This is a genomic window from Cedecea neteri, assembly GCF_000758305.1.
In the GTDB taxonomy this organism is placed as follows: Bacteria; Pseudomonadota; Gammaproteobacteria; order Enterobacterales; family Enterobacteriaceae; genus Cedecea; species Cedecea neteri_C.
In genome coordinates this window covers 3912612-3937147 of the sequence record NZ_CP009458.1, presented here as the reverse complement: position 1 = coordinate 3937147, position 24536 = coordinate 3912612, and the positions used below count along the sequence as shown (strand labels likewise).

The 24536-nt window shown below is 56.5% G+C and carries 24 protein-coding genes; 13 read left to right on the top strand and 11 right to left on the bottom strand.

What is annotated here, in order from left to right; translation table 11 throughout:
• The first annotated feature begins 114 nt into the window (after nt 1-114).
• Together ychH and LH23_RS18310 are read left to right on the top strand one after the other, a co-directional pair.
• Nucleotides 115-393, top strand: a complete 279-nt coding sequence (gene ychH, locus LH23_RS18315) for a stress-induced protein YchH (protein ID WP_008454166.1) — start codon at nt 115-117, stop codon at nt 391-393.
• 123 nt (nt 394-516) lie between these two features.
• On the top strand, nt 517-1569 hold the full coding sequence (locus tag LH23_RS18310; protein WP_039294260.1) for a MerR family transcriptional regulator: 1053 nt from the start codon (nt 517-519) through the stop codon (nt 1567-1569).
• On the opposite strand, the gene LH23_RS18305 is transcribed toward LH23_RS18310, so the two are convergent.
• Nucleotides 1526-2437 (bottom strand): LysR family transcriptional regulator, encoded by a 912-nt coding sequence (locus tag LH23_RS18305; RefSeq protein WP_039294257.1) that lies wholly within the window; start codon nt 2435-2437, stop codon nt 1526-1528. The genes LH23_RS18310 and LH23_RS18305 overlap by 44 nt on opposite strands.
• 117 nt (nt 2438-2554) lie before the next feature.
• On the opposite strand from LH23_RS18305, the gene LH23_RS18300 reads away from it, so the two are divergent.
• Complete coding sequence (locus LH23_RS18300; protein WP_039294254.1) at nt 2555-3295, top strand: SDR family NAD(P)-dependent oxidoreductase; 741 nt, start codon at nt 2555-2557, stop codon at nt 3293-3295.
• 13 nt (nt 3296-3308) lie between these two features.
• Nucleotides 3309-3518 carry a tautomerase family protein gene (locus LH23_RS18295; protein ID WP_039294250.1) on the top strand — a complete coding sequence of 70 codons (210 nt, stop codon included), beginning with the start codon at nt 3309-3311 and terminating at the stop codon, nt 3516-3518.
• Nucleotides 3519-3533: 15 nt separating this feature from the next.
• Here LH23_RS18295 and dauA read toward each other — a convergent pair whose 3' ends face one another.
• From dauA to lolB, 4 genes are all read right to left on the bottom strand, one after another.
• Nucleotides 3534-5228 carry a C4-dicarboxylic acid transporter DauA gene (gene dauA / locus LH23_RS18290; protein WP_071842747.1) on the bottom strand — a complete coding sequence of 565 codons (1695 nt, stop codon included), beginning with the start codon at nt 5226-5228 and terminating at the stop codon, nt 3534-3536.
• Between the two features lie 105 nt (nt 5229-5333).
• Complete coding sequence (gene prs / locus LH23_RS18285) at nt 5334-6281, bottom strand: ribose-phosphate diphosphokinase (protein ID WP_008454180.1); 948 nt, start codon at nt 6279-6281, stop codon at nt 5334-5336.
• A 125-nt stretch (nt 6282-6406) separates the two neighbouring features.
• Nucleotides 6407-7276 (bottom strand): 4-(cytidine 5'-diphospho)-2-C-methyl-D-erythritol kinase, encoded by an 870-nt coding sequence (gene ispE, locus LH23_RS18280; protein WP_039294243.1) that lies wholly within the window; start codon nt 7274-7276, stop codon nt 6407-6409.
• On the bottom strand, nt 7276-7899 hold the full coding sequence (gene lolB / locus LH23_RS18275; RefSeq protein ID WP_039294240.1) for a lipoprotein insertase outer membrane protein LolB: 624 nt from the start codon (nt 7897-7899) through the stop codon (nt 7276-7278). The genes ispE and lolB overlap by 1 nt, the downstream gene beginning before the upstream one ends.
• A gap of 202 nt (nt 7900-8101) precedes the next feature.
• Here lolB and hemA point away from each other — a divergent pair, with 202 nt between their 5' ends.
• From hemA to kdsA, 6 genes are read left to right on the top strand one after another with little or no spacing between them, the layout of a single operon-like run.
• Nucleotides 8102-9358: a glutamyl-tRNA reductase gene (gene hemA / locus LH23_RS18270; protein ID WP_008454185.1), complete on the top strand. Its 1257-nt coding sequence runs from the start codon at nt 8102-8104 to the stop codon at nt 9356-9358.
• Nucleotides 9359-9394: 36 nt separating this feature from the next.
• Nucleotides 9395-10477 carry a peptide chain release factor 1 gene (gene prfA, locus LH23_RS18265; RefSeq protein WP_039294237.1) on the top strand — a complete coding sequence of 361 codons (1083 nt, stop codon included), beginning with the start codon at nt 9395-9397 and terminating at the stop codon, nt 10475-10477.
• Nucleotides 10477-11307: a peptide chain release factor N(5)-glutamine methyltransferase gene (gene prmC, locus LH23_RS18260; protein ID WP_039294235.1), complete on the top strand. Its 831-nt coding sequence runs from the start codon at nt 10477-10479 to the stop codon at nt 11305-11307. The genes prfA and prmC overlap by 1 nt, the downstream gene beginning before the upstream one ends.
• 20 nt (nt 11308-11327) lie before the next feature.
• Complete coding sequence (locus LH23_RS18255) at nt 11328-11717, top strand: SirB2 family protein (protein ID WP_008454190.1); 390 nt, start codon at nt 11328-11330, stop codon at nt 11715-11717.
• A gap of 2 nt (nt 11718-11719) precedes the next feature.
• The gene (gene sirB1 / locus LH23_RS18250; RefSeq protein WP_039294232.1) at nt 11720-12529 is read left to right on the top strand and encodes an invasion regulator SirB1; all 810 of its coding nucleotides are present in this window, start codon (nt 11720-11722) and stop codon (nt 12527-12529) included.
• A 24-nt stretch (nt 12530-12553) separates the two neighbouring features.
• Entirely contained in the window at nt 12554-13408 is an 855-nt protein-coding gene (kdsA, locus tag LH23_RS18245; protein WP_039294229.1) for a 3-deoxy-8-phosphooctulonate synthase, read from the top strand.
• A 172-nt stretch (nt 13409-13580) separates the two neighbouring features.
• Here the strand turns inward: kdsA and chaA are convergent, their stop codons facing one another.
• Complete coding sequence (gene chaA / locus LH23_RS18240; RefSeq protein WP_039294226.1) at nt 13581-14684, bottom strand: sodium-potassium/proton antiporter ChaA; 1104 nt, start codon at nt 14682-14684, stop codon at nt 13581-13583.
• 572 nt (nt 14685-15256) lie between these two features.
• On the opposite strand from chaA, the gene LH23_RS18235 reads away from it, so the two are divergent.
• On the top strand, nt 15257-15952 hold the full coding sequence (locus LH23_RS18235) for a gamma-glutamylcyclotransferase (protein ID WP_039294223.1): 696 nt from the start codon (nt 15257-15259) through the stop codon (nt 15950-15952).
• Nucleotides 15953-15986: 34 nt separating this feature from the next.
• On the opposite strand, the gene LH23_RS18230 is transcribed toward LH23_RS18235, so the two are convergent.
• From LH23_RS18230 to LH23_RS18220, 3 genes are all read right to left on the bottom strand, one after another.
• Nucleotides 15987-16232: a DUF1883 domain-containing protein gene (locus tag LH23_RS18230; RefSeq protein ID WP_039294220.1), complete on the bottom strand. Its 246-nt coding sequence runs from the start codon at nt 16230-16232 to the stop codon at nt 15987-15989.
• 222 nt (nt 16233-16454) lie between these two features.
• Entirely contained in the window at nt 16455-18242 is a 1788-nt protein-coding gene (locus LH23_RS18225) for a methyl-accepting chemotaxis protein (RefSeq protein WP_039294217.1), read from the bottom strand.
• 110 nt (nt 18243-18352) lie between these two features.
• Nucleotides 18353-18706: a DsrE/DsrF/TusD sulfur relay family protein gene (locus LH23_RS18220; protein ID WP_039294214.1), complete on the bottom strand. Its 354-nt coding sequence runs from the start codon at nt 18704-18706 to the stop codon at nt 18353-18355.
• Nucleotides 18707-18866: 160 nt separating this feature from the next.
• Here LH23_RS18220 and LH23_RS18215 point away from each other — a divergent pair, with 160 nt between their 5' ends.
• The gene (locus tag LH23_RS18215) at nt 18867-20267 is read left to right on the top strand and encodes a YchO/YchP family invasin (RefSeq protein ID WP_039294211.1); all 1401 of its coding nucleotides are present in this window, start codon (nt 18867-18869) and stop codon (nt 20265-20267) included.
• Nucleotides 20268-20273: 6 nt separating this feature from the next.
• Here the strand turns inward: LH23_RS18215 and narL are convergent, their stop codons facing one another.
• Complete coding sequence (narL, locus tag LH23_RS18210) at nt 20274-20924, bottom strand: two-component system response regulator NarL (RefSeq protein ID WP_008454210.1); 651 nt, start codon at nt 20922-20924, stop codon at nt 20274-20276.
• A complete protein-coding gene (narX, locus tag LH23_RS18205; RefSeq protein ID WP_039294207.1) occupies nt 20921-22714 on the bottom strand; it encodes a nitrate/nitrite two-component system sensor histidine kinase NarX in 1794 nt (597 codons plus the stop codon). The genes narL and narX overlap by 4 nt, the downstream gene beginning before the upstream one ends.
• Before the next feature lie 308 nt (nt 22715-23022).
• Between narX and LH23_RS18200 the strand changes: the two genes are divergently transcribed.
• A complete protein-coding gene (locus LH23_RS18200; protein ID WP_039294204.1) occupies nt 23023-24414 on the top strand; it encodes a NarK family nitrate/nitrite MFS transporter in 1392 nt (463 codons plus the stop codon).
• Nucleotides 24415-24536 lie beyond the last annotated feature (122 nt).

Here is a 24536-nt window from a genome sequence, read left to right as displayed (position 1 = left end):
TTTCATTCGTAATTGTGATCGCTCACGCACACGCTCTTTAGGGGCATTGTCTATACTTTAGGCACAAGGATAGGGGATGTTCCCCACCGACCCGTAATAGTGCGGAGGTGACATATGAAACGCAGAAACGCTTCGTTACTCGGTAATGTCCTCATGGGATTGGGACTGGTTGTGATGGTGGTCGGCGTGGGCTATTCAATTCTGAACCAGCTCCCGCAGCTAAACCTGCCGCAGTTTTTCGCCCACGGCGCCGTGCTGAGCATCTTCGTTGGGGCCGTACTTTGGCTTGCAGGCGCGCGCATTGGCGGACGTGAACAGGTCTGCGACCGTTACTGGTGGGTACGCCACTACGATAAACGCTGCCGCCGGGACGAACATCATCGCCACAGCTAATATTTAGCAGATTTTGAGAAACGGCTCCTTTTCAGGGGCCGTTTTTTTTATGCTTAACGGGTTGACCCTCACGTAACGTGAGGCTGCACACTCCCTCTCAGCAGAAGCCAAAAGGAGCAGGACATGTTGTTCAAAGTAGGTGAACTGGCAAAGCGTGCCGGGATCACGGTACGGACGCTACACCACTATGAAGCAATAGGCCTGTTGCTGCCTTCTGCCCGCACCGCTGCGGGTTATCGACTGTATAACCGGCTGGATATCGCCCGGCTGCATCATATTCAGGCACTGAGCCGGATGGGAATGAGCCTGAGCGAGGTGCGCGACTGTCTTGAGCGTCAGGCGCTGTCGCTCCAGGAGATCCTGGAGTCGCAGATCTCCGTGCTGGATGGCCAGCTGGCTGAAATCACTGTGCTGCGCCAGCGACTGGTTACGCTGCGTGAAACTCTGCGCAGCGGCGCAGAACCTGACCTCGAGGAATGGCTGACTACGCTGGAGTTAATGACGATGTACGATCGCTATTTTTCAAAAGAAGAGTTAGAGCGCCTGCCTTTTGCGCAGGCTGATAGCCGCCGTGACGGGGAGTGGAAACAATTGGTCGACGAGATGTCCGGGCTTCATGCCCAGGGTGTTCCACCGGCGGATGAGCGCGCCCAGCGGCTTGCAGCGCACTGGATGGAAATCCTGGAGCGTGACACGGCGGGTGAGCCTGATTTTCTGGTTCGCCTGAACAAAATGCATCAGGCAGAGCCGGGCATGGCCCGCCAGACCGGGATCTCTCCGGCGCTGACCGATTATGTGACCCGTGCATTCGGTCACAGCAAGCTGGAGATTTACCGGCGCTATCTTAACGATGAGGAGTTTGCTTTCACCAGTCGCCACTATTTCGATCGCATGCAGGAATGGCCGCCGCTGGTGGCTGCAGTGAGAAAGGCCAATGCCGAAGGCGTGAAACCTGATTCAGACCAGGCGCAGCAGCTCGCACGCCGCTGGCTGGAACTGTTTCAGTCGTTTGCCGGGCCGTCGCCGCAGACGCAGCAAAAATTTCGCACCGCGATGGCGAACGAACCCGAGCTTGCCAAAGGCACCTGGATGACACCGGAGGTGCTGGCCTGGCTGCAGCAGGCGATTGGCGCTATGTTCCAAGCCGCTGGACTAAGAAATCAACCAGGCTCCTGACGCGTAAAGAGAGATGCCTGGCGTGAGGGTAGAGTAAAATAAATGGTCGGGAGGTGCCGCCGTACTCCGGCAGCACCTCAACCAGCGTTCCGTCGGCCACGTCCTGCTCCAGAATAAATCGGTAGGTCTGAATCAGGCCCGCGCCGCTTCTGGCAAGCGTCACAATCCCCAACACATCTTCCGCACAGGTAAAGCCGCCTTGGGTAAAAATGTCGGTATCTTTGCCGTCGACGCTAAACGTCCAGGGGACTTTTCGCCCTGTGCTCGGCAGTTCAAACTGGATGCACTCGTGGTGATTTAAGTCGTCCAGCGTTTTGGGTATTCCCGCCCGGGCTAAATAGGCCGGGGAAGCCACGGTGATAAGCTCCGCATCTTCAAGCTTGCGGGCAATAAGCGATGAGTCCTGGGGCGAGCGGCCGCGAATGGCAATGTCGTAACTTTCATCGGCAAAGTCGATGTTGCGGTTGCTGATGTGAACCTGCACTGAGACGCGGGGGTAAAGCTGCCTGAATTCCGGTAGCAGCGGCAGCACGCGGTAATGAGAATAGGGCGTGGGGAGGCTAATTCGCAGCACGCCAGCGGGTTCTATCTGCGCGCCAGTCACTTCTCGCTCGGCTTCTCTGAGCTGCTGCAGTGCCTGCTGGCATTGGCGGAAGTAGCGCTCCCCGCTCTCGGTTAATCTTATTTGACGTGTTGTACGCACGAACAGGCGTACGCCTAAACGCTCTTCAAGGCGAGCGATGGAGCGGCTGACCGCCGCGGGCGTGATCCCCATAAAATTGGCCGCCGCGCTGAAGCTCAACTGTTCTGCGGCCTGGCAAAACAGCTCCAGCGTGCCGATCTGCATCTCTTCGAAGTGGCGTTTCATCCCGGTGTTCTCTTCTTATTTATTACATGAGGTATCTTGTCATGTTACGGATGGCTAATTTATCGGTCATTATGTCATAAGTATAGTGAGCTCCACATTCACCCACAGGAGCAAATCATGAACTCAACCCCAACCGTTATTGTGACTGGCGCCTCGAGCGGTATTGGACTGGCTATCGCCCAGGCTTATCTGGCTCGCGGCTACAACGTTGTCGGCAATGGCCGCACGCTGAAGCGCTTAGAAACGGCGGCGGCAAGCCTGGGGAACCCGGCGAACTTCCTGGCGGTGGCCGGAGATATTGCGCTGAAGGCCACCGCAGAAGCGCTGTTCAGGCAGGCAATCGCCGCTTTTGGTCGCGTGGATATTCTGATCAATAACGCCGGGATTTTTATCCCGAAACCGGCGAGCGACTATAGCGAGCAGGATATTGATGCGCTGATCAACACTAACCTGAAAGGGTTCCTTTTCCCGTCACAGCTAGCCGCCAGCCATATGAGCAAAAACAAGTCGGGTCATATTGTGAACATCACGGCGAGCGTGGCCATGCAGCCTAACGTTAAGGTGCCTGCATTGCTGCCGGTGATGGTGAAAGGCGGTTTGAACCAGGCGACCAGGGCGCTGGCTTTAGAACTGGCCGCGGACAATGTGCGGGTTAACGCCGTTGCGCCCGGCATTATCGAGACGCCGCTGCACGCAGATTATTCAGGCTCGGTAGGTTTTCTAAGCTCGCTGTCTCCGAGCGGGAAGACAGGCACCGTGCAGGATGTGGTGAATGCCGTGTTGTACCTGACGGATTCACAGTTCGTCAGCGGCACGGTAATGGCCGTGGACGGCGGCAGTACCGCCGGGATTTGGTAACAGGAGACCCGCTATGCCATACGTTAATATTCGCGTCACCCGGGAAGGGGTTAGCGCAGAGCAGAAGCTGGCGCTGATTGAGGGCGTCACCGATCTGCTGGAGCAGGTATTAAACAAAAAGCCCGCCGACACATTTGTGGTTATCGATGAGGTTGAAACCGACAACTGGGGCGTGAACCGTGAAAGTGTAACGACCCGGCGTCAGCGAGAAGCCGGGCAGTAGGTACGACACTGGCCGCTAGTTGGCGGCCAGTGCAGCCTGTACGTCCGGGAAGAACGCAAGACGGCCTGCAATCGGCTTAACACCAGCCCGCGCAAGGGTGCGCAGCGGCTGGAATTCAAGGTTTGTTACCCGCAGCTCACAGCCTTCCGGCAATTTCTCCACAAAGCGCTGGAAGGCATCCAGGCCGCCAGCGTCCAGCACCGGCACGGCATCCCACTGCAGAATAACCACACGATGTCCCGGTACCTGCTGGGCTAACTGGGTAAACAATCCTTCGGCAGCGGCAAAAAACAGCGGCCCCGTGACGCGCAGCGCCAGTACATCCTCCGGCGTATTCACATTGCTAAGCGGCGCGAGGCGTGTCATACGCGCCACCCGGCGCATGAAAAGCAGCGAGGCGAGCACAATGCCGACGCTGATGGCAATCACCATGTCAAACAGCACGGTCAGCGACATGCAGATCAGCATCACGATGATGTCGTCTTTCGGCGCACGGCGCAGCAGGTTGACGACTTTATGCGCCTCGCTCATGTTCCACGCCACCATCAGCAGCAGGGCCGCCATCGCCGAAAGGGGCAGCCAGGAAAGCAGGGGGGCGAGTGCCAGCAAGGCCAGGATCACCAGCAGCGAATGAATAATGGCGGCCACCGGCGATGTCGCGCCAGCTCGAACGTTGGCGGCGGAACGGGCAATGGCTGCGGTGGCGGTAATGCCGCCGAAGAACGGAGCAATAATATTCCCCAACCCCTGGCCGACAAGCTCGCTGTTGGCGTTGTGCTTGGTGCCGGTCATGCCATCCAGCACCACCGCACAAAGCAGCGATTCAATGGCGCCCAGCATGGCCATAGAAAACGCGGCAGGCAGCAGCGCGCTAAGCGAATCCCCGCTCAGCGTGAAGTCCGAATTGGGCATCGCCCACGGGAGCATGAGCTGAGGAAGCAGTTGAGGAATGCCGTTACCCTGGGTGCCGTCGGCCAGCATGTAGTGGAACCGGGAGCCGATGGTAGCGACTTCGCCGCCCAGTGAAGTGACGATAGCCATGACGGCGCAGCCCGCCAGTAGCGCAGGCAGATGCCCCGGCAGGCGGATCCCCAGACGAGGCCAGAAAATCAGGACTGCCAGCGTCACGATGCCAATGGCAGCGTCACCCATATTCACCGTGGGCAGCGCCATCGCCAGCGCGGCCACTTTATTCAGGTAGTGTTCCGGCACGTGCTCCAGCGTCAGGCCGAAAAAGTCCTTCACCTGCATCGTCGCAATAGTGATCCCGATCCCCGAGGTAAAGCCCAGCGTCACCGACAGCGGAATGTACTCGATAAGCCGCCCAAATCGCGCCAGCCCAAACAGGATCAGGAATATCCCGGACATCAGCGTGGCAACCAGCAGCCCCGCAAGGCCAAACTGCTGTGCGACCGGGTAGAGGATCACCACGAAAGCCGCTGTTGGGCCGGAGACGCTGAAGCGCGAGCCGCCGCTAAGGGCGATGACAATCCCGGCGACGGCGGCGGTGTACAAACCGTACTGCGGCGCAACGCCGCTGCCGATGGCCAGCGCCATAGCCAGAGGAATAGCAATGATCCCAACGGTCACTCCGGCGATGGCGTCGCGGCTAAAGCGGGACAGGGTGTACTTTTCGCGCCAGCAGGCATCTATCAGGGCGCGAAAAGGCATTACGTGAGAAGAAGATACGGTTTTCACTTGTGATTCCATCCGTGAGCGCATCATCTGTCGTTCAGGCAGGTGAAGGAGGCATTGAAAAAAGAGTAGTACAAAAACGAAAAAACCCGCCGCAGCGGGTTTTAAAAGCAACGTCTATCAGTGTTCGAACATCGCAGAGATAGATTCTTCGTTGCTGATACGACGAATAGCTTCAGCCAGCATACCGGACAGGGTCAGGGTGCGGACGTTTGGCAGGGCTTTGATTTCGTCAGACAGCGGGATGGTATCGCAGACAATCACTTCGTCGATCACCGAATTGCGCAGGTTGTGCACCGCGTTTCCGGAGAAGATTGGGTGAGTTGCATAGGCGAATACGCGTTTAGCGCCGCGTTCTTTCAGCGCTTCCGCTGCTTTGCACAGGGTGCCGCCGGTATCGATCATGTCGTCAACCAGCACGCAATCACGGCCGGACACATCACCGATGATATGCATAACCTGAGAAACGTTAGCGCGCGGACGGCGCTTGTCGATGATAGCCATATCGGTGTCGTTCAGCAGCTTAGCGATAGCACGGGCACGTACCACGCCGCCGATGTCCGGGGAAACCACGATTGGGTTTTCCAGACCGATTTGCAGCATATCTTCCAGCAAGATTGGGCTACCGAAGACGTTGTCTACCGGGACGTCAAAGAAGCCCTGGATTTGTTCAGCGTGCAGGTCCACGGTGAGAACACGGTCAACCCCTACGCTTGAGAGGAAGTCAGCAACGACTTTCGCAGTGATTGGCACACGAGCGGAGCGCACGCGGCGGTCCTGACGAGCGTAACCAAAGTAAGGGATAACAGCGGTGATACGACCTGCAGAAGCGCGGCGCAGGGCATCAACCATAACAACCAGTTCCATCAGGTTGTCGTTCGTTGGGGCACAGGTGGACTGGATGATGAAAATATCACCACCGCGTACATTTTCGTTGATTTGTACGCTTACTTCACCGTCGCTAAAGCGACCGACGGCGGCGTCACCAAGGGAGGTGTACAGGCGGTTGGCAATACGTTGTGCTAGTTCCGGGGTGGCGTTACCAGCAAAAAGCTTCATATCAGGCACGAGAAGAACCTCAGGCATGCGTCCAGTGGCGGATGGTTGCTACCGCATAATGTGCGGGCGGGGTAGCCCCCATCCAGGCGGTGTATTAAAGAGCACGATGCAACGTCTGAAACGAGGTGACGTTGTCACCAATGCCCAGCTTGCCCGGATATGGCCTGATGCAGCGGAGATCTATTAACGCCTCGCGCAACAAACCCATGCAGCCATTCCGGGGCTTGCTCAAGCACCTGCCGGGCGGCCTGCTCGGTGTTAAATTCAGCAAACACACAAGCGCCGGTGCCGGTCAGGCGCGACGGCGCGTATTCTAACAGCCAGGAAAGCGCGGCATCAACCTCGCGAAAACGTTTTCTTGCGATAACCTCACAATCGTTGCCAAATTCACATTTTAGCAACGTCGTAATTGACCTGACCGGGGTTTCGCGCGGGAGGTCCGGATCGCCAAAAATGACCGGCGTTGGAATACTCACGCCCGGATGCGCAACCAGGTACCATTTTTCTGCAGGTTCAACCGGCGTCAGGATTTCACCGACGCCTTCAGCAAAGGCGGCGTGGCCCCTGACAAATACCGGCACGTCGGCACCAAGGCGAATGCCCAGCGCGGCCAGTTCGTCTTCGCTGCAGCCGGTTTTCCAGAGATGGTTCAGCGCCACCAGCACGGTGGCTGCGTTCGAGGAGCCACCGCCCAGCCCGCCGCCCATCGGCAGACGCTTTTCAACACCGAGATCCGCCCCTGCGCCATCTGGCAGGGTGCCTTTTTCTGTGGCGAACTCCACCAGCATACGGGCGGCGCGCACAATCAGGTTTTCTTCGTCAGGCACGCCGTCAATCGGCGTCACCAACTGAATTATGCCGTCGTGACGCGGTTCGATGGTCAGCGTATCGCCATAATCGAGAAACTGAAACAGTGTCTGCAGGTTGTGATAGCCGTCGGCACGGCGGCCGGTGATGTACAAAAACAGGTTCAGTTTTGCAGGAGAAGGCCAGTGGGAGATCATTATTTCACCGTCCAGCTGTCCATTTTCAGCTTGATGCGCTGGTCGCCTTCGCGCAGTTCCATGTTGGACGGCAGAGAAGGCTGGGTTTTGCTGTCGTAATCGCTGTACACCACTTTCCAGGTTTTGCCTCCCTGGGTGTAATTTACTTCGCGCAGGCGGTACTGGTCGTCCAGCTTGTAGTCTGTGGAGTCGCCCGGCAGGCCGAGCATCCACTGGCGCAGGCTGTTCAGCGGAATAGGCATCCCGGTCAGCTTGCCGATCATCTCTTCCGCATCTGTGGCGGTGTAGCGCTTGCCGTCGCGGTCGGTCAACTGAACCCGATCCGGCTGAGCGTTAAGCTCAAGTTCGGTGCTGCCGAGCGGGTTAGTCAGCAGCAGGCGGTAGCGGTCCGGGGCGGTTTGCTGCCAATTAAAGCGGGCATATACCTTTTGGCTATCGGAGAGATAAGCAAAAGCGCCACGCGTCTGATATTGGGTGATTTTTTGCACTTGTTGCTGGTGTTCTAACCACTGCGGCGAGTCAGGACTTTTGCCCGGGCCGCTCGGTTGGTTGACTGAACAGGCAGCCAGTACGAGGCTGGCAAGGGGCAGAAGGCGCATCAGACGGGCTTTTGGCATCAACATGGCGGCAGCAAATCCTTAAATTCATTTTTGTGGTCAACCGTTCATGCTAGCGGGCGGGCGGCAGGGCGTCTACGGTCATGTTGTCTTAAATCATAAATCATCCACTTACTCCGCAAGGGGAAGCTCTCTTTTATTGATTCGGCTCATCCTGTATGATGCGACCAGAAATCCTTATCAACATCGGTATTACTCAGACCGCTCCATGACCCTGTTAGCGTTAGGAATTAACCACAAAACCGCGCCAGTATCGCTGCGAGAACGTGTAACGTTTTCGCCAGACACGCTCGACCAGGCGTTGGGCAGCTTGCTGGAACAGCCTATGGTCCAGGGCGGGGTGGTGCTGTCGACCTGTAACAGAACTGAGTTATATCTGAGCGTTGAGCAACAGGAAAACCTGCACGAAGGGCTGGTACGCTGGCTGTGTGACTACCACAACCTCAACGAAGAGGAAGTGCGCAAAAGCCTTTACTGGCACCACGATAACGACGCCGTCAGCCATCTGATGCGCGTGGCCAGCGGCCTGGATTCCCTGGTGCTGGGCGAACCTCAGATCCTCGGGCAGGTGAAAAAAGCCTTTGCCGATTCCCAAAAAGGTCATTCGCTTTCAAGCGAGCTGGAGCGCATGTTCCAGAAGTCCTTCTCCGTTGCCAAGCGCGTGCGCACCGAAACCGATATTGGCGCCAGCGCCGTTTCCGTCGCGTTTGCTGCCTGCACCCTGGCACGGCAAATCTTTGAATCACTCTCCTCGGTTACCGTCCTGCTGGTCGGTGCCGGGGAGACAATTGAACTGGTTGCCCGCCATCTGCGCGAGCACAAAGTTGAGAAGATGATTATCGCCAACCGTACCCGAGAACGCGCCCAGGTGCTGGCCGATGAGGTCGGCGCGGAAGTGATTAGCCTGAGCGAGATTGACGAACGTCTGGCGGATGCCGATATCATCATCAGTTCTACCGCCAGCCCGCTGCCTATTATCGGCAAGGGGATGATGGAACGCGCGCTTAAAGCTCGCCGTAACCAGCCGATGCTACTGGTAGACATCGCCGTACCGCGTGATGTTGAACCGGAAGTCGGTAAGCTGGCGAACGCCTACCTTTACAGCGTGGACGACCTGCAGGCCATTATTCAGAGCAACCTCGCGCAGCGCAAAGCGGCGGCGGTTGAGGCTGAAACTATCGTGGCGCAGGAATGCAGTGAATTTATGGCCTGGCTGCGCGCGCAAAGCGCCTCCGAGACCATTCGCGAATACCGTAGTCAGGCAGAGCAGGTGAGAGACGACCTCGCTGCCAAAGCGCTGGCTGCCCTGCAACAGGGTGGCGACGCGGAATCTGTACTGCAGGATCTGGCCTGGAAACTAACCAACCGCCTGATTCATGCCCCAACCAAATCGCTCACGCAGGCCGCCCGTGACGGGGATGACGAACGCCTGCAAATCCTGCGTAACAGCCTCGGGCTGGATTAGCACACACAACTCTTATTACAAGGTGAACCACCGCCCATGAAGCCTTCTATTGTTGCCAAACTGGAAGCCTTGCAGGAGCGCCATGAAGAAGTTCAGGCCCTGCTTGGCGATGCCTCGACCATTGCCGATCAGGACCGCTTCCGCGCCCTGTCTCGTGAATATGCCCAGTTAAGCGATGTATCGCGCTGTTTCCTGCAATGGCGTCAGGTACAGGAAGACATTGAAACTGCAGAAAGCATGCTCAGCGACCCGGAAATGCGCGAAATGGCGCAGGAAGAACTGGCCGAAGCGAAAACCAGCAGCGAAGAGTTGGAGCAGCAGCTTCAGGTTCTGCTGCTGCCAAAAGATCCCGATGATGAGCGCAATGCGTTTGTCGAAGTTCGTGCCGGCACCGGCGGGGACGAAGCCGCGCTGTTTGCCGGCGATTTGTTCCGCATGTACAGCCGCTATGCGGAATCCCGCCGCTGGCGCATTGAAATCATCAGCGCCAACGAAGGCGAGCACGGTGGTTTCAAAGAAGTGATTGCCAAAATCAGCGGCGAGGGCGTCTATGGTCGCCTGAAATTTGAATCCGGCGGCCACCGTGTACAGCGTGTCCCGGCCACGGAATCCCAGGGGCGTATTCATACTTCCGCGTGTACCGTGGCGGTGATGCCGGAAATCCCGGAAGCGGAACTGCCAGACATCAACCCGGCGGATCTGCGCATCGATACTTTCCGTTCTTCCGGCGCGGGCGGCCAGCACGTTAACACCACCGACTCAGCCATCCGTATTACCCACTTGCCGACCGGCATTGTGGTGGAGTGCCAGGATGAACGTTCTCAGCACAAAAACAAAGCCAAAGCGCTTTCTGTACTGGGGGCGCGTATTCGCGCTGCCGAAGTCGCCAAACGTCAGCAGGAAGAGGCTTCCACCCGCCGTAACCTGCTGGGCTCCGGTGACCGCTCTGACCGCAACCGGACCTACAACTTCCCGCAGGGGCGCGTGACCGACCACCGCATTAACCTGACCCTTTACCGTCTGGATGAAGTGATGGAAGGGAAAATCGACGCCCTGATCGAGCCGATTGTGCAGGAATTCCAGGCCGATCAGCTCGCGGCGCTGTCCGAGCAGGATTAATGGAGTTTCAGTCATGGCTTCGCCAGACCGTTCAACGCCTGGCGCAAAGCGAAAGCCCGAAGCGAGATGCGGAGATTTTACTGGGGTTTGTCACCGGCAAATCGCGCACGTTTATTCTCGCGTTTGGTGAAACTACGCTGACGCCAGCCCAGGAAACCGAGCTTGATGATCTGCTGGCGCGCCGGGAACGCGGTGAACCGATTGCACACCTTGTTGGGGAGCGGGAATTTTGGTCGCTCCCGTTGCGTGTTTCTCCGGTGACGCTTATTCCTCGCCCTGATACTGAATGCCTCGTCGAACATGCGTTAACAAAGCTGCCAACCGCTCCGTGCACAATTTTGGATCTTGGCACCGGGACTGGCGCTATTGCCCTGGCGCTGGCCAGCGAACGTCCTGACTGTGATGTCACCGCGTTGGATGTGGTGCCAGAAGCGGTAGAGCTGGCAAAAATGAACGCAGACAACCTGGGTATAACCAACGTCAGAGTGCTGCAAAGTCACTGGTTTAGCGCCCTCGATGCCCAACGTTTTGCGCTGATTGTCAGTAATCCACCGTATATCGACGAAGCCGATCCGCACCTCAGTGAAGGTGACGTTCGCTTTGAGCCGAAAAGCGCGCTGGTGGCGGAGAATCATGGCCTGGCCGATTTAGAAACTCTGGTTAACGATTCACGCCGTTTTCTCGAACCCGGTGGCTGGCTGGTGCTCGAGCACGGCTGGACGCAGGGCGAAAGCGTGCAGCGTTTGCTGCGGGACGCCGGTTTTACCGAGGTTGCAACCTACAAAGATTATGGCGATAACGATCGCCTGACGTCAGGACGCTATCTTTGACTTATTAAGGAACAGACATTTTGGCGACTTATTTCTCACTTAAATATCTGCATATTTTCACCGTCGTTATTTCAATCAGCCTGTTTGTTTTACGCTACTGGTGGCAATATCGCGGGTCGGTGATGTCCGGCAAGCGCTGGGTGCGCATCGTACCGCACGTTAATGATACGCTGTTATTGATCAGTGGTTTCGCGCTGGTTATGGTTACGCATTTCTATCCTTTTACGCCGCAGGGAACGTGGCTGACTGAAAAGCTGTTTGGCGTTATTATCTATATCGCTTTAGGTTTTATCGCGCTGGGAAAACGCCCGCGCAGCCAGCAGGTTCGTTGGTTTGCTTTTCTGCTGGGGCTGGTGGTGCTCTACATCATCATAAAACTCGCCACCACTAAAATACCGATATTGGGGTAAGTATGAAGTCGTTAGCCGATTTCGAATTTAATCAGGCACCGCTCTGCGAGGGCATGATTCTGGTCTCGCAGCTGATTCGGGATGATTTCCCGACCGCAGAAGTGAAAGCGCAGCTTGGGGAGCTGGTCAGCCTGGCAAAAGAAGAGATTTGCCAGGGGGCGCATCCCGACCTGCAGCTGGAAAAACTGCTGGAACTCTTTTACGGCGAATGGGGTTTTAAGGACTCAGGCGGCGTGTATCGCCTGTCCGACGCCCTGTGGCTGGACAACGTTTTAAAAAGCCGTCAAGGGAGCGCAGTTTCCCTTGGGGCAATCTTGCTGTGGCTTGCCGAACAGCTTGATATTCCGCTGATGCCGGTTATCTTCCCAACGCAGCTTATCCTGCGCGCCGACTGGATGGATGGCGAAATGTGGCTTATCAATCCGTTTAACGGCGACACGCTGGATGAACACACGCTGGAAGTGTGGATCAAAGGCAATATTAACCCGACGGCGGAGCTGTTCGACGAAGATCTGGACGAGTCCGACAACGCGGAGGTGATCCGCAAACTGCTGGACACGCTCAAGTCCGCGCTGATGGAGGAGCGGCAGATGGAGATGGCGCTGCGCGCCAGCGAAGTGCTGCTGCAGTTTAATCCTGAAGACCCATATGAAATCCGCGACCGCGGCCTGATTTATGCGCAGCTGGACTGTGAGCACGTGGCGCTCAACGACTTGAGCTATTTTGTTGAGCAGTGCCCGGAAGATCCGATTAGCGAAATGATTAAGGCGCAAATCAATTCGATTGCGCACAAGCAGATTACCCTGCATTAAGTTCACACCTGATAAGGCGAACATATGAAACAAAAAGTGGTTAACATTGGCGATATCAACGTCGCAAACGACCTGCCGTTTGTGCTGTTTGGCGGCATGAACGTTCTGGAGTCTCGCGACCTGGCGATGCGCATCTGCGAACACTACGTGACCGTGACCCAAAAACTGGGTATCCCGTACGTGTTCAAAGCCTCTTTTGATAAAGCTAACCGTTCATCCATTCACTCTTACCGCGGCCCTGGCCTGGAAGAGGGCATGAAGATTTTCCAGGAGCTGAAGCAAACCTTCGGCGTGAAAATCATCACTGACGTGCATGAAGCTCAACAGGCACAGCCTGTGGCAGATGTGGTTGACGTGATTCAGCTGCCCGCTTTCCTGGCTCGCCAGACCGACCTGGTTGAAGCGATGGCCAAAACCGGCGCCGTCATCAACGTGAAGAAGCCACAGTTCGTCAGCCCAGGTCAAATGGGCAACATCGTGGATAAATTCGCCGAAGGCGGCAACGACAAAATCATCCTGTGCGATCGCGGCACGCAGTTCGGCTACGACAACCTGGTTGTCGACATGCTGGGCTTCAGCGTGATGAAACAGGTCTCTAACGGCGCGCCGGTGATTTTCGATGTCACCCACGCGCTGCAATGCCGTGACCCGTTTGGGGCGGCATCAAGTGGCCGTCGTGCTCAGGTTACTGAACTGGCTCGCGCCGGGATGGCCACTGGCCTTGCCGGTCTGTTTATTGAAGCGCACCCGGACCCGGACAACGCCCGCTGCGATGGCCCATCCGCGCTGCCGCTGGCGAAGCTGGAAGCTTTCCTGACCCAGATTAAAGCGATTGACGATCTGGTGAAAAACTTCGAGCCGCTGGACACCAGCAAGTAATTGCTGCAAAAAAGAAAACCCGCTTCGGCGGGTTTTTTTATATTTGTTTCCCTCTCTTGAGGGAGACAGCGAAATGAGTCTGCTGTGGCCTGATGCCCTCACCCCGACCCTCTCCCACGGGGAGAGGGAGTAAACACTAAAGACTGCCCTTATGGGCAGTCTTGCTGTTTGTCTAGGCAAAGATTGTCATCAGGTAGGCAGCGAACAGCGCAAGGTGCGCGGTGCCGTTAAGCACGTTGGTGCGGCCGGTGGAGAACGAAATCTGACACAGCACCAGCGCTGCCATCATCACCACCATCTGCGGCATGCCGAGGGAGAAAATCAGGTCGTTGCCGGTGAACCAGGCAATCAGCGTCACCGCCGGTACAGTCAGGGAAATGGTGGCGAGCACGGAACCGAAGAACAGATTCATGGCGCGCTGTACCTGGTTGCTCAGCACCGCTTTTAACGCCCCCAAACCTTCCGGAGACAGAATCAGCAAGGCGACCAGGAAGCCGGTGAACTGAGCCGGGGCATCCATTGCGTCCAGGAGATGCTCCAGCGGGTTGGCGTTCATCTTGGTCACGGCGATCACCGCAATCAGGTGGACGATAAGCCAGGCCGTGTGCCATGCGGAGCTGTGCGCGGACGGCTTGCCGTGGTGCGGGTCGTCGCTGTCGCCTTCATCTTCGTGCTCGTAAACAAACAGGCTCTGGTGCGTTTTTGTTTGAATAAGCAGGAACACGCCGTACATGGCGGCAGAAATCAACGCCACAAGCAGGGACTGACCCAGCGAGAAATTACCGCCCGGCAGCGCCATCGGGAACACCAGCACGATCACCGCCAGCGGGAAGAGGGCGATCAGGTACTGTTTAATACCAAACAGGTTCATGTACTGCGTGGCAAATTTGCGGCCGCCCATCAGCAGGGAGAAGCCCACAAGGCCACCGGTCACAATCATGATGATGGAATAGAGCGTGTCGCGCATCAGCGTTGGGGCGGCATCGCCGGTGGCCATCAGCGCGGAAATCAGGCTAACTTCAAGAATAACGACCGACAGGCTCAGAATCAGCGAGCCGTAGGGTTCACCCAGACGGTGCGCCAGCACGTCCGCGTGACGAACAACGCTAAAGGCACTGCTCAGGATGGCGACCAGCGCCAAAATATTGATGCCGACAACCACCGGCAGGGACTGGCTTGACCCCCACATCGCCAGTACCGCCAGTGCCAGTACCGGGAAAATGAGAGAACTCTCCTTGTGGCGGGTTTTTACCGCCTCATGTTGTGTTTTTGTCATTCAACTTCTCCATCTCTGCAGGCGATAACCTGTTTTGATCATTATAGTCAGGTTTTTGAAGTCATATAAACTAGCAAAAAACCGTTACTTTTAGTTAAAAATTTACTTATTTTTACGGCATTTATTTGAATTTAAGTCTGGTTTGCCAAAATGGCGTGTATTCTTTATTTAATTTAAATAAAACATATCGATATGAATTTCATTAAATCAAATAACCGTTATTTTAGACGGTGTTTGTCCCGGGTATTGGCATGAAAATCACAACCTGAGCGCGAAATCAGTATGTTAGAGATACAGTAACGGGCGAGTGCATTGTTTACAAACAAAGGTGTTATGAAAATTAACCCTCCATTATGTATGCCTAATTTATTGGCGACAGAGTAACACACGTCAGTCTGGCAAGAAAAAATGACAATTTATCTGTTTTGTGATCGTTATCATGCTTGCCAGCGCGCGGTGAATTGCTTATGGTCTTGATATATTGCTCTATTAGTAGGCAAAAGTTGTCAATAAATGCCGGGAAGGCGCAGCGTGTGCAGTCGCACGGAAGCAAGCAGTGGCGGAGGTATATCGTGTTAACGCGTGATTTCTTAATGAAAGCGGATTGTAAGACGGCTTTTGGTGCCATTGAGGAATCGTTACTGTGGTCCCCTGAGCAGCGTTCGGCGTCTCTTGCCGCCACGCTCGCTTGTCGCCCAGACCAAAGTCCGGTATGGCTCTTTGGTTACGGTTCACTGATGTGGAACCCGGCTTTTGAATTTGAAGAGTCAGCCCCCGGCATGCTGGTGGGCTGGCATCGTGCATTTTGCCTGCGGTTGACGGCAGGGCGTGGAACCGCCTGTCGCCCAGGGCGTATGCTCGCGCTTAAAGAGGGCGGCAGAACAACCGGGCTGGCTTATCGGCTGCCGGAGGCAGGTCTGGAAGACGAGCTGACGCTGGTCTGGAAGCGGGAGATGATTACCGGCTGTTATTTGCCAACCTGGTGCAAACTCGAGTTGGATGATGGGCGGACAGTTAACGCGCTGGTGTTCATTATGGACCCGCGTCACCCGCTTTATGAGGCGGATACCCGGGCAGAAACCATCGCGCCGCTGATCGCTTCTGCCAGCGGGCCGCTGGGCACCAATGCGCAGTATCTTTTCGCTCTCGAGCAGGAGATGAAAAAGCACGGTATGCAGGACGATCGTATGTCCGAGCTGGCAAACCAGGTGCGAGCCTGGCTGAACGGGCATGAGGATGACAGCGGACTGCAGCCCGGTTTTGCATAGGAAGAAGAAGGCCACCGAAAGGTGGCCTTAGTTTTTATGCCGGAACATAACTGATGGAGTGCTCCAGCGACTGCGTATGGCTGTCGATCAGTACTTTCCAGGTCCCGCTGTAGGGCACGGCGATATAGGCCGACTGGCGATTTTGCACGCTTAGCACGTCGGCCTCCGCGCTGCCGCGTTTGTCTGAGTCGCACATCAAATGGATATGACAGTTATCCGAACAGCGAACCACCACGGTATCGCCACCAAAAAGTTTTAGACTGGCTTTTACTACTGGCATTTTTCACTCCACTTCCGCATCAAACATGGCCTGCTGGCCCCCAAAGGTGCTGTCCTGGTTCGTGATGTTGTTCACAAATCACTCGTGGCATCACACCAGAGCCGAGAGGGGGAAATGCTGATACTGATCAAAAAATGCCGTAACGATTAAACAATAATCATATTGTGCCTGAAACCTTTCAGCTGGCGGGCGTTTCGTTGGCAAACGTCCGCCAGCGCATCATTAAATACGGAAATGCCCCGCGGTTTCCGCCAACTCGCCAGCCTGACTTTGCAATGCACCCGCCGCCGCTGCGGATTCCACTACCAGTTCAGCGTTTTGCTGCACCATATTGTCCAGATGGGTCACCGCGTGGTTAATCTCCTGAATGCCTTTCATCTGTTCGTCTGTTGAGAGAGTGATCTCGCGCATGATGACCAGCACGCTGCCGACGCTTTGTTCTATTTTGTCCATCGCTTCACCGGCCTGGCGCACATAAAGTGAGCCATCGGCAACGCTTGCTGTGGTGGAGTCGATCAGGCTTTTGATCTCCTTCGCCGCCTGCGCGCTGCGGCTGGCGAGGTTACGCACTTCACCTGCCACTACGGCAAATCCCCGGCCTTGTTCCCCGGCGCGAGCAGCCTCCACGGCAGCGTTTAATGCCAGGATATTGGTCTGGAAAGCGATGCTGTCAATGACGCCGGTGATATCGCCAATCTTGCCTGAGGCCTGCTCAATGGCCTGCATGGTGGTAATGACCTTCGAGACCACTTCGCCCCCGCGCTCGGCGGCTTCACCGGCGCTATGGGCCTGAGTATTCGCCTGTGCGGCAGAAGCCGTAGAGTTTGCGACAGAGGCGGTAATCTGCTCCACGGCGCTGGCTGTTTCCCGCAGGCTGGAGGCAGCCTGTTCGGTACGGGTAGAAAGCTCCTGATTGCCTGCGGCAATTTCGTTGGCGGCGACTTTTACCGAGGCGCTGGAATCCCTGAGCTGGGTCATGACTACGCCCAGCTTGTCGCTGAAGGCGTTAAAGGCGTGGGCAATTTCCGTCACTTCGTCGTGACCGGTTTCCGGCAACCGCTGAGATAAATCATTTGTACCGCTGCTGATGGCGCGCATCCCGTCGCGAATCGTCCCGAGGCGGCTCATCACCTTGCTGATCAGCAGATGCACAACCGCGCCGGAAATTAACACCAGCACCAGCAGTGCAATGGCGGAAGCCTTCAATAAAGCGCGCATCCCCGAAGTGGCATCATGTTCGTCGAGGGCAACGACCAGATACCAATGTGTGCCGCTAATCGGCGTGGCCATCAGCTGCTTGCTTTGCCCGCTGATTGTGCCGACGGCGCGATGTGTATCGCCGAGCAACTGAGGTAAATCAGCCTGTTGAACGGCATCAGAAAAGGCTTTCAGCGTTAGCGCAGGATCCTGACCGGCAATCAACGTTCCATCGCTATTGATCAGCAGCCCGCTGCTGGCGGGCGTAGGGTGAATGCTGCGCACGTTCGCCACCACGCTGTCCATCGCCACATCCCCCGCCACGACGGCTTTTAGGCTGCCATTTTGCTTAATGGGCACAGCAAAAGTCACGACCAGTTTACCGGTCCCGGCATCCACGTAAGGGGCGGTGACGACGGGGCCATCGTCCTTCACCACCTGCTGATACCACGGGCGCCCGGTGGGGTCGAAGTCGGCCGGGACCCCCGTCGGATCAGAGAATTTTGCGGTTTTATTCGCATAGCCCACGTAGATGTTGGTGAAGCCACCGGCTTTGGCCAACTGAGTGAAGACCGGGATGGGGTCTTCACTCAGTGCGGCGTTTTCCAGAGAACTCACGATGGCCATTTTACCGCTGACCCAGTCGCCAATAGCAACGGAATGGCTCAGGCTGGTGCTGGTTAATGTGTCGGTGATGGCGCGCTGGTTATCGCGGCTGGTGACGGTGTAATTGATAAAGGTGTTAAGACTTAAAGCTGAGACCAGGCAAATTGCCGTGACTAAAAGAAGACGTGTACGAAGAGATCTAACCATAATTATTATCCTGCTGCTGTGTTGTCCTAAGCAAAATATCGGCAACAATTGCAGGTAACTTGATGGCGCGGGAGAGGGTATAAGCAAATAATATTCCCGCGCTGAAATAATTAGAAGGTGAGGGTTTTGTCCGACGCTAACGTCCATTCGGCAAGTTCAACGAGCGTGCCGATGGCAACGCCTTCAATGAGCGGCAGGCTGGTGATCCCGCGCCCGTCGGTACAGGTTTTACAGAGCTTCACCGGCACGCCCTGTGCGGTAAGAATCTCGAGCATCTGCTGAATATTGTATCCCTCTGCTGGCTTCTGACCGCGCAGGCCAGCGGTAACCGCATCGGACATCAGAAACAGTTTTACTTCTGGCTGAGGCTCCTGGTCGCGCAGGGCGATGGCCAGCCGCAGGCTGTTAAAAAGGGATTCGCTGCCGTAAGCCGCCCCGTTGGCAATAATGACTACCTTCTGCATGGGTTTCTCCTTGATGATAACGCTGAGCATAAGAAGTAGTGTATCGCCCTGAATTATCGCTGGGTATGATTTGTGCCCGGAAAAGCAGGATTAATCCTGGAGTCGTACATGCGCGTGGTTCTTGCCGTTAAGAGCAAAACCAGTGTGTTATCATTAATCAATGCGTAGATTTGCCGTTCCGCTTTTAACCTTGTGTTGTTTGCTCCCTCGTCCGGGAGGGGCAATGAGTACTTCAAACAACGCTGTTCCCTCGGCCCAAAATCCTTTCTCTTCTCCCGCTGATGACCTGCCGAACATGGGGCTTGCGCCTGAAACCGACGCCGCCGCGCGCAGAATTGCCGCGATGGCGAAGAAGTTTGGCGAAGACAGCATGGTGGACAACGGGCTGGATACCGGCGAGCAGGCGCGACTGTTCGCCTTTACCAGCCTGAGAGATTTACTGGCCGACAAAGTGACCGATGAAACCCAGACATTGCTTTCGCCGTGGGGTAAAGCCAGCGTTAATTTGCGGGTGGATGAGCACGGGAGCTGGAAGGGCAGCAATGGTGCGCTTTTCACGCCCTGGCAGGACAACAGCCGCTATCTGACCTGGAGCCAGCTCGGCTTTAGCCAGCAAAAAAATGGCACCACCGGTAACTTCGGGCTGGGGCAGCGCTGGGTCGCCGGTAGTTGGCTACTGGGCTACAACTCGTTCTACGATAACCAACTGACAACGCAGCTCCAGCGGGCGGGATTTGGCGCTGAAGCCTGGGGCGAATACCTGCGGCTTTCGGCCAACTATTACCAACCGCTAAACGGTTGGCGTGGGCAAACCGACACGCTTGAGCAGCGCCTGGCCCGGGGCTATGACGTCACCGCGCAGGCCTGGCTGCCGTTTTATCGACATATTTTTACCAGCCTCAGCTTCGAACAATATTTTGGTGACAACGTCACGCTTTTCGACAGCGATAGTGGATACCGAAATCCTGTCGCGGTAACGATGGGGATCAACTACACGCCCGTGCCGCTGATTACGTTGACGGCCCAGCATAAGCAGGGAGAAAGCGGGATCGCGCAGGAAAATCTGGGGCTTAAGCTGAATTATCGTTTCGGCGTGCCGCTGCAGAAGCAGCTCTCGGCGGATGAAGTGGCCGCGACCAGCTCCCTGCGCGGCAGCCGCTACGATAGCGTTGAGCGCGAATCCGTCCCAGTGATGCAGTTCCGCCAGCGTAAAACTCTGTCGGTATTCCTGGCGACGCCGCCGTGGCAGCTGCAGCCGGGAGAAACGGTTCTGCTTAAGCTGCAGGTGAAAGCGACTCACGGCATCCGGCACCTGGTATGGCAGGGTGATACCCAGGCACTCAGCCTGACGCCACCGGCCCAGCCGCACAGCGCCGACGGCTGGAGCATTATTTTGCCCGCGTGGCAGGCAGGTGCCGACAATGAATATCATCTTTCGGTCACCGTGGAAGATGAAAAGGGCCAGCGCGTCACGTCGAATGAGATTGTGCTCAAACCTGCTGCTCCGCTGCTGATTGCCCCCGAAAGTGACCCACGTTACTCCTTGCTGCCGGGGGAGTAGCCGGCGCTAAAAAATGCGATCCTGGTGAACCCAAACGGCGGCTTCTACCCGGGATTTAAGCTTCATTTTTTTCAGCAGGTGTTTGACGTGCACCTTCACCGTGCTTTCGGTGATGTCCAGGCGACGGGCGATCATCTTGTTCGGCAGCCCCTGGGCTATCAGCTTCAGGATATCGCGTTCCCGTGGAGTAAGCTGATTGACGTCACGGTCTGAGGTGGCACGGTTGGCCCGCAGGCTGGCCGCCAGCACTGGGGTCAGCGCTTCACTGAGTACCATTTCCCCCGCCGCAGCCTGCTGCAGGGCTTTGAGCAAATCTTCCGGCTCCATGTCTTTCAGCAAATAGCCATCCGCACCGCGCTTAAGGGCGGTGACCACGTCTTCTTCATGGTTCGAAACGGTAAACACCACAATGCGCCCTGACAGCGCTTTTTCGCGCAGGCAGTCGAGCGTTTCCAGCCCGTTCATGCCCGGCATGTTCAGGTCGAGCAGGATCAGGTCTGGATCGAGCGCTTCGGCAAGCTGCACGCCCTGTTCGCCGCTGCCGGCCTCGCCGACGACGGCCAGCTCTGGCGCCATGCTGATGAGCTGCTTAACGCCGGTACGCATCATGGGATGATCGTCTATCAGCAAAATGGTTGCTGCTTCCTGATGACTCATTCTTCGCTCCTTGTTACGGAAGAAAGCGGTGCTTCGGGGATGAAATTGACGACCACTTCGGTGCCGCCGCAGGGACGGGGGCGAACCTGGCAGTCACCCTGCAAGGTTTGAGCGCGGTCGCGCATGATAATAAGGCCGTAATGATTGCTGCGCTCGCCGCTGCCGGAAATACCGCGCCCGTTGTCCCAAACCACAAGGCGTACCTGATTTCCGTGGCGGGTGACGCTTATGCCACAGGCGGTGGCTTCCGCGTGTTTCAGGCTATTGTTCAGCGCTTCGCGTGCAATCTGTACTAAATGAATCGCCTGGTGAGAAGGCACTAAGCGCGGCGGGAGCTGATAGTCCAGCGTCACCGGAAAGCCCAGTTTGTCGCTGAATTCCTGGCAACTGGCCTCAAGCGCCGGGCGTAAGCCTGGCTCAGTGAGCTTAAGGCGGAAGGTGGTCAGCAATTCTCTCAGCTGCCGCCAGGAGGTATTCAACTCGCCGCGAATTTGTTCCAGCAGCGTCCGGCTTTCCTCCGGCAGCGTTTTGCCCTGCATTTGCAGGCAACTGACCTGCATTTTCATACAGGAAAGTGACTGGGCGATGGAGTCGTGCAGTTCCCTGGCGATGGCGGAGCGTTCCTCCATCACCACTAACTGCTGCTGGTGCTCATACTGACGCTCCATGGCGAGCGTGGCGGTGAGCTGTTCCATCAGCGTGGCGATAAGCTGCAGCTGGTCTTCGGTCAGCGTTTTGCCCAACGGAAGCTGGGCCAGCACCAGGCCGTAATGAAGATGGTTATCGGTGAGGCGCCATTTCAGCGTGGTGGTGTCCTGCGGCAGCACTGCCCCGGCATCGGGGCACAGCTGGCAACCCCGGGCATCGCAGTGCGCGTCCGGCTGGAACGTGTATTCCTGATAATTCTCTTCATCTTCGTACTCGTACACCCGCAGCACGATGCCCAGCAGCGGCGTTAAAACCTGCAGCTCACTCAGCACGGGGGAAATACGCTGGCACAGCGGGGCCTGCGCGTGCAGGCGGCGGTTAGCCTCGTAGAGGAAGGTGAGCATCTGGTTTTTTTGCTCAAGCCCGGCGGTTTTCTCCCGGACTCGCCGCTCGAGCACGGCGTAGCTTTGCGCCAGCTCGCTGGACATGCTGTTAAGCGCGCTCCCAAGGGTGGCCATTTCGTCGCGACCGCGAATATTCACCCGTTGGGTGAAGTCTCGCTGACCAATGGCCGTGGCCATCGCCAGCAGCTGACGCCACGGGCGGAGTAACCTTTTGCGTAACCAAATCAGGGTAAAGACGATCAATAGCCCGAGTAATACCGCCATACCCTGCTGCAGCAAAATCACGTGATGCAGGCGCATCTCGGTGGTGCGGTCGAAGGAGCTGACCAGTTCATCAATGCTGGCGACAAAATGGGCGACGGCGGGTTTTACCTGTTGCGGCGTTTGAGCGGCAATCAGCGCGGGTTCAAGCGTGCTGCGCCAGTAATCTTGTAGCTGTTGAAGCTTGACCTGCTGCCCGTCGCGCTCGGCGGCAAGGCGGAGATCGTCGCTCCAGGTGGTCTGCTCCATTTCTCGCAGCAGCACCTTGTCCTGCTCCGTCAGCGGAATGGCCGCCAGCAGCCGGTAGCTCTGCATGCGCATGGAGCCCGTTTTGTTGATCGCGTGGGCATTGCCCGAAATCCCCTGGGCCAGCCACCCGGCCATCGCCATTCCCACCACGCTTAAAATCGCCAGCAGCATGACAACCAGCGCGAGCTGATTGACCAGCGAAAGGGGAGAAAACAGGCGTTTTAGCATTGGCAAACGGGCTCCTGAAGCGAGGAAGGTGACGAGTGGCGCTATTTTCGGCCAACAGCTGGAGTATACCCATACCCCCAAAGGATTACCCCTAAATTGCCAAAGGTGGCAGGGCATTAGGGGCGATCGGCAGCAAGTCCCGCAGGGGTGTGATAAATCACGTTATTTTTTTGCCAGAAGATTACTCACAAAGAATGAGGGGGGATTTTTGCCCGCTGGAGAGATAGATTATCCCTTGATTTACATCAACTAATCTCGACGCAGGAACCCTAAGGTTGCGGCATTTACTCACACGAAATGAGGTGTTTATGTCACAGTCCCCCGTTCCCGAGAAGCCGTCGGGTGCACTGATTACCGACTGGCGGCCGGAAGACCCGCAGTTCTGGCAGCAAAAAGGTCACCGGATCGCCAGCCGTAACCTGTGGATTTCCGTCCCAAGCCTGCTGCTGGCCTTCTGCGTCTGGATGCTGTTCAGCGCGGTAGCGGTAAATTTGAATAAGGTCGGCTTTACGTTCACCACCGATCAGCTGTTTATGCTCACGGCGTTACCTTCCGTTTCGGGCGCGCTATTGCGTGTACCTTACTCGTTCATGGTGCCGGTCTTTGGCGGCCGCCGTTGGACGGCATTCAGCACGGGTATTTTGATTATTCCGTGCGTCTGGCTGGGCTTTGCCGTGCAGGACACCAGCACTTCGTTTAACACCTTCATCTGTATCTCGCTGCTGTGCGGCTTTGCCGGGGCGAACTTTGCCTCCAGCATGGCAAACATCAGTTTCTTCTTCCCTAAGGCAAAACAGGGCGGAGCGCTGGGGATTAACGGCGGGCTGGGGAATATGGGCGTGAGCGTGATGCAGCTGGTGGCCCCGCTGGCGATTTCCTTGTCGATGTTTGCCGTTTTTGGCGGGAAAGGCGTGGCACAGGGCGACGGCACGATGCTGTTCCTGGAAAATGCCGCGTGGATTTGGGTACCGTTTCTGGCGGTATTTACTTTAGCGGCCTGGTTCGGGATGAACGATCTTTCGGCGTCCAAAGCGTCCCTGCGTGAACAGCTGCCGGTGCTTAAACGCGGCCATCTCTGGATTCTGGGGCTGCTTTATCTGGCAACATTCGGCTCGTTCATCGGCTTTTCTGCCGGATTTGCGATGCTATCTAAAACTCAGTTCCCGGACGTCAACATTCTGCATTTTGCCTTCTTTGGCCCGCTGTTTGGCGCGCTGGCACGTTCTGCCGGTGGGGCGATTTCCGACCGCTGGGGTGGGACGCGCGTCTCGCTGTATAACTTTATCCTGATGGCCATTTTCAGCGCGCTGCTGTTCACCACGCTGCCAGCTAATGGTCAGGGCGGGAATTTCATCGCTTTCTTCGGCGTGTTCCTGATGCTGTTCCTGACGGCCGGGCTGGGCAGTGGCTCGACCTTCCAGATGATTTCCGTGATTTTCCGCAAGCTGACAATGGACAGAGTAAAAGCCGCCGGTGGCAGCGACGAAGTCGCCCTGCGAGAGGCCGCTACGGATACCGCCGCAGCGCTGGGCTTTATTTCGGCTATTGGGGCCATCGGTGGGTTCTTTATCCCTAAAGCTTTCGGCACCTCGCTGGCGTTAACCGGCTCGCCTGCCGGGGCGATGAAGCTGTTCCTTGTCTTTTATATCGTGTGTGTGGTTATTACCTGGGCCGTTTATGGCCGTAAATCCTCACGTTAATGTTTTGACCTTTTTGGTTATCCCTTTGCGCGGCTTCGGTCGCGCTTTTTTTTGCCTGTCACGTTTTCAACGGTGGTTAATTCGCCGTCTACCCCTTAATACCTGAACCTGGCTTATCTCTA